This window comes from Amycolatopsis echigonensis, assembly GCF_002846615.1.
Taxonomy (GTDB): Bacteria; Actinomycetota; Actinomycetes; order Mycobacteriales; family Pseudonocardiaceae; genus Amycolatopsis; species Amycolatopsis echigonensis.
The window spans coordinates 835,418-847,944 of record NZ_PJMY01000003.1; the positions used below are offsets into that span (position 1 = coordinate 835,418).

Here is a 12,527-nt window from a genome sequence, read left to right on the forward strand (position 1 = left end):
CCAGAGTGCCAGATGAACCGGGTGAACGGAACGCGAGCCGGCCGACACGCTGAGATGAACGGCCCTCGCACCCGAACGGCGGAGCCTCTTGCCCAGCGGTCCGTGAAGGGCTCCTTGAGGGAATCAGATTCCCTCAAGGAGCCCTTCACGGAGCTTCAGTCGTCGGCTCAGTGCTGCCGCGGGACCAGGTGCAGCAGCCGCGAAGCGTGCGGGGCCAGTGTCGCGGTGAAGCTGTCCCGGCTCACGCCCAGGTTCCGGTGCGTCCACAGATCCCGCACCGCCGCCGGGCCACGCAGCCCTAGGTCCTGCCACGACGCCGTGACCGGGGCTTCCGTCGAACCGAGGTTGAACAGCGCGACCGTCACCCCGCCCCGGCCGTCGGGGCTGAACCACACCTGCTGCTGCGTTTCCTGCGAGACCGGACGCGCTGGTCGGCCCGCCTGGTCAACGGCCAGCACTTCGCGGTTGGTCAGCAGCTTCAGGTCGTCCGGGTCCAGCTTGGTCAGGTCGGTGCCGAGCAGCAGCGGCGAGGCTTCGATCGCCCACAGCGTCATCACGCTCTGCCGCTCGTCCGGGGTGATGCCGTTCGCATCACCGTTGCCGACCTCGATGGAGTCCAGGTCGTTCCAGTGGCCGGGGCCGGCGTATTGCGTCCACTGGGGAGCGTCGGCGAAGCGGAGCTTGACCCGCACGTCCCAGTTCGTGAGGCCGACGCAGTGCGAGTAGCACTCGATGTCGCCCTCGATCCGCCAGCCGTTGCTGTAGCGCTGCCAGGTCGCGGCCTCGGCGATGCTGAGCGAGTTCGACAGTTCCAAGTGGATCGGCCGGCCGGTGGCCTGGATCGCCGCGTGCCACTGCCGGATGTCCTCCCGGTTGTCCGCGGGGATCTTTCCGCCGCCGGGGCCGACGAAGTCCATCTTGACGTAGTCGACGCCCCACGAGGCCAGCTGCCGCGCCTGCGAGCGGACGTACGCGGCCGCGCCGGGCTTGCTGAAGTCGAGTTTCGCGGATTTGTCGTCCGCGGTGTTGCCCGCGCCGGGCATGACGATGTCGTGCACCCGGTACGGCGTGCCCTCGACCGGCGAATCGGCCGCGACCGCTTGCGCCGGGACGCCGGGCACCAGGTAGATGCCGAATTTCAGGCCGCGCTGGTGCAGGTACCGAGCCAGCGAGGCGATGCCGCTGGGGAATTTCGCCGGATCCGGCGCGACCCGGCCGAACTCGTCGACGTGGTCGGTCCAGCCCGCGTCGATGTTGAGGTACCGGTACCCGTAGGCGGCGAGCCGGTCGTGCAGGACGTCGGCCTGGGCCTTGAGCGTGTCCTCGGTGAACTTCCGGCGCAGCGAGCTCCAGCTGCTCCAGCCCATCGGCGGCGTTCTCGCCACCGGCGTCCAGGACTCGATCGACTGATCGTCCGCCGCCGCGGTACCGGCGAGCGCTCCGAAGAGCACCGCTACCGCCGAGGCCAGCACACCGATCCGACTTCGCTTCATCGCGACCACCTCTCCCGGGGATCGCTTCGTTGTACGCGCGCCAGAGCTCCGACAGCAATGATTCATCGGATCAATGACCGCTAGCCGGGACGGAAGCCGCCGACCGGATCAACCCTGTTCACCACCGTGAATGCGGAGAATTCTCGCCAGCGGCCTCTCGACACGACGGCGAATAGATCCTATCTTTCTCTCGGCGCGGACTCGCGTCGTTCACTGGCGAACACGGAGGTCCCGGATGAAGCTCAGACCAGCGCGCTCCCTCGGGTTGGCCGCGGCGGTGGTGGCCGCGACCGCGCTGCTGCCCGCCGGTGCGGCCGCGGCGTCGCCGGGCAGCCAGGACGTCTACGTCTCGCCGTGGGGCAACGATTCCGGGTCCGGCGCCGTCTGGTCGCCGGTGCGCACGCTGCCCCGCGCCCAGCAGCTCGTCCGGCAGCGCGCCGCGCACCTGAACTCCGACCTGACCGTGCACGTCGCGTCCGGTACCTACCGGCTCGACAAACCGCTCGAACTCGATGCGGCCGATTCCGGCACGAACGGCCACCGGGTGGTCTGGCAGGGCTCGCCGGGCACCGTGGTCAGCGGCGGCAAGCAGGTCACCGGCTGGCGTCCCGTCACCGGACGTCCTGGTCTCTACTCCGCGCCCGCGCCCGCCGGGGTGGACAACACTCGCCAGCTGTACGTCGACGGCGTCCGCGCGCAGCGAACGTCCGGACGGCTTCCGGTGAACGTGCAGGCGACCGCCACCGGGTACACCGCGTCCGCGGACACCATGGCGCACTGGCGGAACCCGAGCGACCTCGAACTCGTGTACACCGGCGGCGAGGCGTTGTGGAACGTCGAACGCAACGGCCTCGGCCAGTGGACCGAGCCGCGCTGCCCGGTCGCCTCGGCGCAGGGCACGACAATCACCATGGCGCAGCCGTGCTGGGACAACTCGACCCGCCGCGTGATGTTCGCCGACATCCCCGGCCGTTCCGTCAACATGGTCGGCCCCGGCGATCTCACCAACGGACGCCAACCGTCCTATGTGGAGAATGCCTTCGAGCTGCTGGACACCCCCGGCGAGTGGTATCTCGACCGTTCCGCGCACACCGTGTACTACCTGCCGCGCAAGGGCGAGAACCTGCACTGGGCCGACGTCGAGATGCCCGCGCTGGAGAAGCTCGTGGACGGCCGCGGCACCGCCGAAGCGCCGATCCACGACATCTCCTTCCGCGGCATCCAGTTCTCCTACGCGACCTGGCTCGAACCGTCGTCGCCGGAAGGCTTCTCGGAAATCCAGGCCGGCTACCGGATCACCGGCGACCGCGGCTGGGCCACGCAGGGCCTGTGCCAGTTCACTCCCGGCGGCACCTGCCCGTACGCGGACTGGACGAAGGAACCCGGCAACGTCTCGATGTCGCACGGGCAGCGGATCGAGTTCCAGGACACCGTCTTCGCGCACCTCGGCGCCGCCGGACTCGACCTCGGCGAAGGAGCGCAGGACAGCAGCGTGTCCGACAGCGTGTTCACCGACATCTCCGGCAACGGCGTCGAGATCGGCGGGGTCAGCAAGCCCACCGCGTCTGGCGCCGACGTGACCGCGCGGGTCAAGGTGACCGACAACCACCTGTACGGCATGCCGCGCGAATTCACCGGCGGGGTCCCGATCGTCAACGGGTACTCGCAGGACAACGTCGTGTCGCACAACCAGATCGACCACGTCGCGTACTCCGGCATCTCGATGGGCTGGGGCGGCTGGCCGGACAAGATCAAGCAGGCCGCGACGCCGAACGTCTCGCGCAACAACGTGGTGTCGGACAACCTGATCCACGACTACATGCTTTCGCTGGACGACGGCGGCGGCGTCTACACCCAGGGCATCACCGGTCCGTCGCAGGCCGAGGGCGAGAAGGTGACCGGGAACGTCATCTACGACCAGTGGGGCCTCGGCAAGTCCGTCTACACCGACAACGGCTGCACCTACGAAACCGTTTCCGGCAACGTGCTCTACCACGCGGCGTACGCCAACGTCGCGTCCACGCACGTGGACTACCGCGACTCGCTCGGCAACAATGACCCGACCGTCATCTCCGACAACTACTGGGAGCAGGGCGATCCGGACGGCAACAAGAGGGGCGTCCTCACCTCGGGAAACCACCTGCTGAACAACCCTGCCGCCGCGCCTAAGTCCATTGTGGACAACGCGGGCATCGAACCGGGCCACCGTTCGGTGCTGAACCGCCGGGTCGACGGTGACTCCGCTCCTCAGGCTCCGACGCGGATCGGCACCTTCCCGGTGTCCGGCCAGCTCTACGCGACCTGGAACCCGACGGTCGCGGAGAACGGCGCGCCGGTGCAGGACTACGTGCTGACGGCTTCGGACGGCAAGAACAGCGTGACGAGTTCGGTGTCCGCCAACGACTTCGCGCGCACTGGGTATGCCGTGATCCCGAAGTTGACGGACGGCCAGACGTACACGGTCACGGTCGCCGCGCGCAACCGGTTCGGCACCGGTCTGCCGTCGCTGCCGTCGGCGCCGGTCACCGTCGGACAGCCGGGCACCCAGTTGGCTGCCGCTCCGACCGGGGCGAAGGCGCTGCCGAGCGCGGACGCGGCGAGCATCCACTGGACGCCGCCGAAGGAAACCGGGTCCACCCCGGTGATCGGCTACCGGATCACCGTGTCCGACGGCCGCACCATCGAGGTCACCGGACGCGACACGATCGTCAGCCAGCCCACGCAGAAGGGCATGACCCGCGTCGTGGACGGGCTGAAGTCCGGCACCGCGTACACGTTCACCATCGCCGCCGTCACCGGAACCGGCGTCGGCCCCGCGGTGACGGTGCAAGCCACCACCGCGTAACCCGGTGATCGGCGCGTACCGGACCTCCCTGCCGGTGCGCGCCGATCATCCCAGGCGGAACGCCCTCCGGTACGCCCCCGGAGTCGTCCCCACCTGCGCCCGGAACCGGCGGCGCAAGTTCACCGCGGACGCCAAGCCGACTCGCACCGCGATCGCGTCCACCGGCAGGTCCGTCTCCTCCAGCAATCGCCGCGCCTCGGCCACTCGCCGCGACAAGAGCCACGCACCCGGACTCGTCCCGAGCTGACCGGCGAACCGGCGGGCCAGCGTCCGCGGGGAAATCCTCAAGCGGGCAGCCAAATCCTCGACCGACAGCGGCGTGCCCAGACGTTCTCCCGCCCACTCGAGCAGCCCGTCCAAGGACGCGTCCGCGGACACCGGCCGCGGCACGTACTGCACCTGGCCGCCCTCGCGGTGGGTCGGCATCACCATGTGCCGCGAGATGAGCGCCGCGTGCGCCGCGCCGTGATCGCGCCGGACCAGGTGCAGGCACAGGTCGATGCCCGCTCCCGCACCCGCGCTCGTCGCGACGTCGCCGTGGTCCACGTAGAGCACATCCGGTTCGACCCGCACTTCCGGGAAATCCCGGCGCAACTGGTCGATCCGCGCCCAGTGCGTCGTCGCGGTTCTGCCGTTCAGCAGCCCGGTCTGGGCCAGCGCGAATACGCCCGAGCAGATCGTGACCAGCCGCGCGCCTCGTTCGTGCGCGCGCAGCAATGCCCGGCGCACCTTCGGCGAAAGCGGCGTTTCGACGGGCGTCCAGCCGGGGATCAGCACCGTGTCGGCCTTCGAGAGCGCGGAAAGCCCGCTGGACACGTGGATCTCATATCCGGCCGTGGTCGGCACCGGACCGGGGTTTTCCGTGCACACCTCGAATTCGTAGTGCTGCGGCACGCCGTCCCTGACCGTGCCGAACACCTCCATGCCGCAGCCGAGTTCGAACGTCGACTGCGCCGGCCGGACGAGAGCCACCACGCGATGCATGGCAAGAAAGTACTCTATGACGTCTTTCCTGACACTGTCCCGCGTTCGCCGGGGAAGCCAAGCTGGGGCCCATGCACTCCGAAATCCTTGCCCAGCCGGGCTACACCTCGGTCCCGGTCGGCGAAGCACCGGTGAAGCACCTGTTCCCCGGCATCCGCCTCCGTCCGCTGTGGAAGGGCGAAAACGGCGCGCACGCCAACGTGGTCGAGTTCGATCCCGGCAGCACCTGGCCCGAACGCGACGTGCACGAGCCCGGTCCCGAAGAGGTCTTCGTCGTCTCCGGCACCTTCAACGACGGCGCCCGCGACTACCCGGCCGGCACGTTCATCCACGCCCCGGCCGGTTCGTGGCACGTCCCGGCGACGGAGACCGGCTGCACGTTGTTCGTCTTCTACCCCGAGGGCTAAGCGCCGCGGTAACTCCCGACCGTCCAGGCGTTCCCCTCAGGGTCGCGGACGGTGAACGTGTGCGAGCCGTAGCCGGTGTCGTGCAGCTCCAGGCTGATTTCGGCACCGGCTTCGCGCACGCGGGCGTAGATCTCGTCCACGCGATCGGAGACCACGTACGCCGCGCTGGCACCGGGTTTCATCTCGTCGTGGACGCCGTCCGCGGGGCCGCCGCAACTGCCCAACATCACGGCCCCGCCTTCCGGCCACCGGAGTTCAGCGTGCGCGACGCCGTTTTCGCCGGGTACCACGAGGGTCTCTTCGAAGCCGAGAACGTCCGTGAGGAAACGGATCGCGCCGCGCGCGTCGTTGTAACGGAAGGCGGGCCATACCGTCGGTTGTGGTGTCATGCCCCAGATTCTGCGGCGGCGGACTTCGTCTCGTCTTGGAGAAACGGGAGCTCCTCCGCCATCCACGTCCGCGGCGAGCAACCCGCCAGCGCGCGCCACTCGTTCGAGAAGTGCGCCTGGTCGTAATACCCAGCGGCGTAAGCGATTCCGGCCAGATCACGGTGCCCGGCACGCAGCAAGCGGACCGCGCGCTCGAACCGCAGCACGCGCGCTGCCTGCTTCGGGGCCAGCCCCAGCTCGGCGCGGAACCGCTCCCCCAGATGCCGTCGGCTCCAGCCGACCTCGTCCGCCAGCTCGCCGACGCGCAACTGCCCGCCGCTGCGGCGCAGCTCGTGCCACGCGCGGTCCAGCTCCGGCGGCGTATCAGCGGGTTCGACCGCCCGCGCGGCCAGCACCTGGTCGACGATCGCGAACCGGGCGCGCCAGTCCTCGGCCTCGGCCAGCCGGTCCGGCAGACGAGCGAGGTCGCCGCCGAAGTCGGCGAGGTCGGTCACCCGGCCGGTCAGCTCGGCGGCCGTGACACCCAGCAGCGTCCGCGCTCCGAGCGGATCCAGCTCCAGCTGCACGCCGCGCTGCACACGGTCCTGCGTGATCAGCGCGGGTTCGGTGTGCAGGCCGCCGACCACGCTCTGCAGCTCTCCGGGCCCGGCGAGCCCCGCGTACCGGATGGGCTTCTCGAGGCTGATCACGAGCGTGAGATGCCGCGACGGCAGCCCGCGGTGCACTTCGAGGGTGACGTTCTCCTGTGCGTAGCCGACGTAGCGCGTGACCAGCCCCCGCAACACCGGATGCGGCGGACGGGCGGCCCAGCTGTGACTCACGCGACCAGGCTAGCCCGGACCGGCCGGGATTCTGCTACCACGGGAGAGCGGTCCCCACGATGAGGAGAAGCCCGATGACGATCCAGGAACAGGCGCAGCAGCTCGAACTGCTGGCCGACCAGGTGCCGACCGGAATCGCCCTCGCCACCAAAGGCGAGCTGGAAGATCTGCAGGCTCAGGTCGTCGGCCTGCTCGGCGAAACCGGCAGCGCGACGGCGATCCAGGGCTCGGTGCAGATCGCGATCCGGCAGATCGACGAGGTCGCGGCCTCGCTGGAAAACGTGCGGATCCAGATCCGCGAAGCCGCGCAACATCATTTGCGCGGCTGAGTCGGTGTCCGGCGGCGACTGGCTGTTCCCGTCCGGCAACGCCTCCCGAGGCTCCGCCCGCCGATTCTCGCGCACCACGTCGGGGCCCAGTTGTCGCACCGCAATCTCACGGCGAATCCGCGGACCGTCGCCACGGCGGCGCGGAACAGATCGCGCGGGGCCTCGAAATCGGCCGAGCCCGAGGCCGCTTCCGGACGCCAGATCCCCGTCGTCCTGCTGGAACGCCGCTCAACCAGCGAAGGGCTCCCCGGCCAAAACCGAGGAGCCCTTCCGCACCCCAAAACTCAGCCGACGGTGACGCTCGGCGAACCCTCGCCGATCGACTCGCCGGATTCCTCGGCGATGCGCATGGCCTCTTCGATCAGGGTCTCCACGATCGCGTGCTCCGGCACGGTCTTGATGACCTCGCCCTTCACGAAGATCTGGCCCTTGCCGTTGCCGGAGGCGACGCCGAGGTCGGCCTCGCGGGCCTCGCCGGGGCCGTTCACGACGCAGCCCATCACCGCGACGCGCAGCGGGATTTCCATCCCCTCCAGTCCGGCGGTGACCTGGTCGGCGAGCGTGTACACGTCCACCTGCGCGCGCCCGCACGACGGGCACGACACGATCTCCAGCTTCCGCGGCCGCAGGTTCAGCGACTGCAGGATCTGCGTGCCGACCTTGACCTCCTCCACCGGCGGCGCGGACAGCGACACCCGGATGGTGTCGCCGATGCCCTGGCGCAGCAGCGCGCCGAACGCGACGGCGGACTTGATCGTGCCCTGGAACGCGGGCCCGGCCTCGGTCACGCCCAGGTGCAGCGGGTAATCGCACTGCTCGGCGAGGATCTCGTAGGCACGCACCATCACGACCGGGTCGTTGTGCTTCACCGAGATCTTGATGTCGTGGAAATCGTGCTCGGCGAACAGCGAGGCCTCCCACATCGCCGATTCGGCGAGCGCTTCCGGGGTGGCCTTGCCGTGCTTCTCGAGCAGCCGCTTGTCCAGCGACCCGGCGTTGACGCCGATCCGGATCGGCGTGCCGTGGTCCTTCGCGGCCTGCGCGATTTCCTTGACCTGGTCGTCGAACTTGCGGATGTTGCCCGGGTTCACCCGCACCGCGGCACAGCCTGCCTCGATGGCGGCGAACACGTACTTGGGCTGGAAGTGGATGTCGGCGATCACCGGGATCTGCGACTTCTTCGCGATCGCGGGCAGCGCCTCGGCGTCGTCGGCCGACGGGCACGCGACGCGCACGATGTCGCAGCCGGCCGCGGTCAGCTCGGCGATCTGCTGCAGGGTGGCGTTGACGTCGGAGGTCAGCGTCGTGGTCATCGACTGCACCGAGATCGGGTGGTCGCTGCCGACTCCCACCGATCCCACCATCAGCTGGCGGGTCTTGCGGCGCTCGGCGAGAACGGGCGGGGGCAGAGCGGGCATACCTAGCGCGACGGTCACGCTTCCAGCGTACCCACCTCGCCCGGGTCCGGTTCAACGAAGTCAGCCGACGCGGTGAGCAGCGTTACCCCCGGTCGGGCGGCCGGGCACGGACGCGTGACCCGGCCGATGCGCGCGGTTACTGCAGGCGGATCGGGTTGACGATGTCCGCGGTCACCGTGAGCAGCGTGACACCGCCGCCGATCACGACCAGCACCATCGTGATCGCGGACAGTTTCGTGTAGTCGACCGGGCCGCCCGCGGGTTTGCCGCGCAGGCTGCGCAGCCAGTCGCGGACCCTCTCGTACCAGACGATCGCGATGTGCCCGCCGTCCATCGGCAGCAGCGGGAGCAGGTTGAACACGCCGATGAAGAAGTTCAGGCTGGCCAGCAGCAGCAGGAAGACCTGCCAGAGCCCGGCCTCGACCGCTTCGCCGCCGAGCCTGCTCGCGCCGACCACGCTGACCGGGGTGTTCGGGTCGCGCTCGGCACCGAAGATCGAGTTGAAGACCGCCGGGATGCGCTTCGGGAAGGCCATCAGCCCGTCCCACGTGCGGGCGAACATGTCGCCGGTGAACGAGGTCGCGCCGCCGAACGCGCCGAGCACGCTGTAGTGGATGGTCTTGGCTACCCCGACGCCGACCGCGCCGACCGATTCGGTGCCGCCGTTCGCGGCGGGGCGGGTCACCTTCGGCACGTCCACGACGAACGTCTGCTGCTTCCCGCCGCGCTCGACGACCACCGGGACCGGTCCGGAGACCGCCTTGACCTGGGTCACCATCTCGTTCCAGGTGGGGGTGGGCTTGCCCGCCACCGAGACCACGACGTCGCCGGGCAGCAGGCCCGCCTTCTTCGCCGGGGCCGGGTCGCCGGGCTGGCAGACCGGGTTGTTGACCTGGTCGACCGTGGTGCCGCCGCGCACGCAGTCGGAGATGGTCGAGACGATCGGCTTCTGGTCCACGTTCGGCAGGCCCATGGTCGCGGCCATGGCGAACAGCACGATGAAGCCGAGCAGGAAGTGCGTGATGGAACCGGCCGACATCACGACGGTCCGCTTCCACGCCTTGAACCGCCACATCGCGCGCGGCGCCTCTTCCGCGGTGACCTCGTCGAGCGCGGTCATGCCCGCGATGTCGCAGAAGCCGCCGAGCGGGATCGCCTTGAGGCCGTATTCGGTCTCGCCGCGCCGGAAGGAGAACACCGTCGGCCCGAAGCCGACGAAGTACCGGCGGACCCGCATCCCGAACATCCGGGCGGTGACCATGTGGCCCGCTTCGTGCAACGCGACCGAAACACAGATCGCGAGCGCGAAAAGCACCACGCCGATCACATAGGCAAGCACGGGCCTTGCACCTCACCCCTCAGCCGCGGCCCGCGATGCGGTGGCGGCAGGTTCGTCGTCTTCCACGGCTTCAGGCGGTGAGACCACCCGGGAAGTTCCGGGTTCGAGTATCCGCCGCCAGCGTGAAACCAGTGTTGCATCGACCGGCGCGGCTCCGCGCACCGGTCGCGCTCATCCCAGCAGCTCGGCGGCCCGCGTGCGAGCCCACTGCTCCGCGGCCAGCACGTCCGCGACGTCGCGGGGTTCGCGCCGCCATTCGTCCGCGTCGGACACCACCCGCGACACGGTGTCCACAATCGACAGGAAACCGGCCTTGCCCGCCAGGAACGCGGCCACCGATTCCTCGTTCGCCGCGTTGAAAACGGCGGGAAGGCAACCGCCCGCGGTACCCGCTTCGCGAGCCAGCTCCACGGCCGGGAACGCCTCGTTGTCGACCGGCTCGAACGTCCAGCTCGCCGCCTTGTCCCAGGAGCACGCGGCGGCCGCGCCGGGCACGCGGTGCGGCCAGTTCAGCGCCAGCGCGATGGGCAGCCGCATGTCCGGCGGACTCGCCTGGGCGATCGTGGAACCGTCGGCGAAGGTGACCATCGAGTGCACGATGGACTGCGGGTGCACCGTCACGTCGATCTTCGCCGGTTCGATGCCGAACAGCAGCGACGCCTCGATCAGCTCCAGGCCCTTGTTCACCAGCGTCGCCGAGTTGATGGTGACCAGCGGGCCCATCGACCACGTCGGATGCGCCATCGCCTGCTCGACGGTGACCTCGCCGAGGTCCGCGCGCTGCTTTCCGCGGAACGGCCCCCCGGACGCGGTGAGAACGAGCCGGGCGACCTCGTTGTCCTCCCCGGAACGCAGCGCCTGCGCCATCGCCGAATGCTCGGAGTCGACCGGCACCAGCTGTCCCGGCTTGGCCGCGGCGAGCACCAGCGGGCCGCCCGCGATGAGGGATTCCTTGTTGGCCAGCGCGAGCGTCGCGCCGGTGGCGAGCGCGCGCAGCGTCGGGTCGAGGCCCTGGGAACCGGGCACCGCGTTGAGCACGACGTCGACCGGCACCGATTCGATCAGCTCGGCCACGGCGTCGGCGCCGGCGAGGATGCGCGGGAGGCGGAATTCGCCCTTCGCGTACCCCCTGCGCTGGGCCTCGGCGTACAGCGCGAGCTGCACGTCTTCGACCGCCGTGGGCTTCGTCACGGCGATGGCCGCTACTTCGTGCGCGATCGCCTGCTCGGCGAGCGTCGCCGGGTCGGATCCGCCGGCGGCGAGGCCGGCGATCGTGAACAAATGCGGGTTACGTGCGGCGACGTCGAGCGCCTGGGTCCCGATCGACCCGGTGGAACCCAGCACGAGGACGCTTCGCGAAGTAGTCATCAGCAAGCATTATGGCCCGGGTCCTGTCCGCGCGGCGGCCAGCGGTGTGGGATCATGCGGGAGCACAATGTCAGGCGGTTTAAAGGAGTGGTCGTGGCAGGCAAGGCGGTCGAGAAGCGCCCCGAGGTCGACCCGCGCGACGAGCCGTCGGCGGAGTGGGGCTGGCACGGCTCGTTCCCGAAGGCCACCCGCATCGCGGGCTGGGTCTCCGCGGTCATCCTGCTGCTGATGCTCAAGGGCAACCACGAGAACAACACCGAGAACGTGTGGCTCGTCGGGCTGGCCGCGTTCATCGTCCTGCTCCTGCTGCTCGACCTGCGCAAGAGCCGCACCGCCTGGCGCAAGTAAGCACTGGTGCCCGGACCGCGCTTTCGCTAGTTTCCGGGCCCATGAAGCCACGCTGGGCCGCGCTCGCGGCCGCCGTCATCGCCGGTTTTTCCCTGTGCGCCGCGGCCCCGGCCAGCGCTGCCCCCTCGGCGAAGCCGCCAGTGGTGAGCTGCACCTTCACGCCGACCCCGGACAACCCGGCGGCGCGCCCAGTGCTGCGCCCGCTGCCGTTCGCGCTCACCCGCGGGACGGTCGACGTCACCTTCCACTACAACTACGGCCCGGTCACCGTACGGCTCAACCGCGCCGGGGCGGCGCCGTGCGCCGTCGCGAACATGACCAGCCTGGTGCTGCAGCACTTCTACGACCGCTCGCAATGCTGGCGGCTGACGAACTCGGCACGCCTCGGCGTCCTGCAGTGCGGCGACATCTACGAGGTCGAAAAAGGCGGTCCGGGCTACAAATTCCCGGACGAGGTGACCGGCGCGGAGACCTACGGGCGCGGCACCGTCGCGATGGGCAACCAGGGTCCGGGCACCAACGGGTCCGAGTTCTTCATCGTGCACTCCTTCGCGCACATTCCGGCGAAGTACTCGGTGCTCGGCAAGGTGGTGCGCGGCATGGACGTCCTCGACCGGATGGTCGCCGACGGCATCATCCCGACCGACCCGAACGGCCCGCTCGACGGCGCGCCCAGGCACCCGGTGAAGATCCGCTCGGTCAGCTTCGGCTGGTGACTCACGGCCCCGTAAGCGTGGACTCGCCGGAGCAACGGAAGTCCGTGGCGATCTTCGTAGCCGCGACGGC

At 69.6% G+C, this 12,527-nt stretch carries 12 protein-coding genes; 5 read left to right on the forward strand and 7 right to left on the reverse strand.

Annotated features, from left to right (window positions below):
• Positions 1 to 167: 167 nt before the first annotated feature.
• Positions 168 to 1,493, reverse strand: coding sequence for a glycoside hydrolase family 27 protein (locus ATK30_RS08370; RefSeq protein ID WP_244194556.1), 1,326 nt, complete (start codon positions 1,491 to 1,493; stop codon positions 168 to 170).
• Positions 1,494 to 1,728: 235 nt separating this feature from the next.
• On the opposite strand from ATK30_RS08370, the gene ATK30_RS08375 reads away from it, so the two are divergent.
• Positions 1,729 to 4,338, forward strand: coding sequence for a fibronectin type III domain-containing protein (locus ATK30_RS08375; RefSeq protein ID WP_101435085.1), 2,610 nt, complete (start codon positions 1,729 to 1,731; stop codon positions 4,336 to 4,338).
• A gap of 45 nt (positions 4,339 to 4,383) precedes the next feature.
• Here the strand turns inward: ATK30_RS08375 and ATK30_RS08380 are convergent, their stop codons facing one another.
• On the reverse strand, positions 4,384 to 5,322 hold the full coding sequence (locus ATK30_RS08380) for a GlxA family transcriptional regulator (RefSeq protein ID WP_101435086.1): 939 nt from the start codon (positions 5,320 to 5,322) through the stop codon (positions 4,384 to 4,386).
• A gap of 71 nt (positions 5,323 to 5,393) precedes the next feature.
• Between ATK30_RS08380 and ATK30_RS08385 the strand changes: the two genes are divergently transcribed.
• A complete protein-coding gene (locus tag ATK30_RS08385; protein ID WP_101435087.1) occupies positions 5,394 to 5,729 on the forward strand; it encodes a cupin domain-containing protein in 336 nt (111 codons plus the stop codon).
• On the opposite strand, the gene ATK30_RS08390 is transcribed toward ATK30_RS08385, so the two are convergent.
• A complete protein-coding gene (locus tag ATK30_RS08390) occupies positions 5,726 to 6,118 on the reverse strand; it encodes a VOC family protein (RefSeq protein ID WP_101435088.1) in 393 nt (130 codons plus the stop codon). The two genes, ATK30_RS08385 and ATK30_RS08390, sit on opposite strands and share 4 nt — an antisense overlap.
• A complete protein-coding gene (locus ATK30_RS08395; RefSeq protein WP_101435089.1) occupies positions 6,115 to 6,939 on the reverse strand; it encodes a helix-turn-helix domain-containing protein in 825 nt (274 codons plus the stop codon). Before ATK30_RS08395 ends, ATK30_RS08390 begins: the two co-directional genes overlap by 4 nt.
• Before the next feature lie 74 nt (positions 6,940 to 7,013).
• Here ATK30_RS08395 and ATK30_RS08400 point away from each other — a divergent pair, with 74 nt between their 5' ends.
• Positions 7,014 to 7,268, forward strand: a complete 255-nt coding sequence (locus ATK30_RS08400) for a hypothetical protein (protein ID WP_101435090.1) — start codon at positions 7,014 to 7,016, stop codon at positions 7,266 to 7,268.
• Positions 7,269 to 7,552: 284 nt separating this feature from the next.
• Here the strand turns inward: ATK30_RS08400 and ispG are convergent, their stop codons facing one another.
• The 3 genes from ispG to dxr all read right to left on the reverse strand — a co-directional run bounded on the left by ispG (position 7,553) and on the right by dxr (position 11,393).
• The gene (gene ispG, locus ATK30_RS08405) at positions 7,553 to 8,704 is read right to left on the reverse strand and encodes a flavodoxin-dependent (E)-4-hydroxy-3-methylbut-2-enyl-diphosphate synthase (RefSeq protein ID WP_167441860.1); all 1,152 of its coding nucleotides are present in this window, start codon (positions 8,702 to 8,704) and stop codon (positions 7,553 to 7,555) included.
• A gap of 118 nt (positions 8,705 to 8,822) precedes the next feature.
• Entirely contained in the window at positions 8,823 to 10,025 is a 1,203-nt protein-coding gene (locus ATK30_RS08410) for a M50 family metallopeptidase (RefSeq protein ID WP_101435092.1), read from the reverse strand.
• A gap of 171 nt (positions 10,026 to 10,196) precedes the next feature.
• On the reverse strand, positions 10,197 to 11,393 hold the full coding sequence (gene dxr, locus ATK30_RS08415; protein ID WP_101435093.1) for a 1-deoxy-D-xylulose-5-phosphate reductoisomerase: 1,197 nt from the start codon (positions 11,391 to 11,393) through the stop codon (positions 10,197 to 10,199).
• A gap of 93 nt (positions 11,394 to 11,486) precedes the next feature.
• Between dxr and ATK30_RS08420 the strand changes: the two genes are divergently transcribed.
• Both ATK30_RS08420 and ATK30_RS08425 read left to right on the forward strand, forming a co-directional pair.
• Entirely contained in the window at positions 11,487 to 11,741 is a 255-nt protein-coding gene (locus ATK30_RS08420) for a DUF2631 domain-containing protein (protein ID WP_037366742.1), read from the forward strand.
• 41 nt (positions 11,742 to 11,782) lie between these two features.
• Positions 11,783 to 12,457, forward strand: a complete 675-nt coding sequence (locus tag ATK30_RS08425) for a peptidylprolyl isomerase (RefSeq protein WP_101435094.1) — start codon at positions 11,783 to 11,785, stop codon at positions 12,455 to 12,457.
• The last annotated feature ends 70 nt before the right edge of the window (positions 12,458 to 12,527 follow it).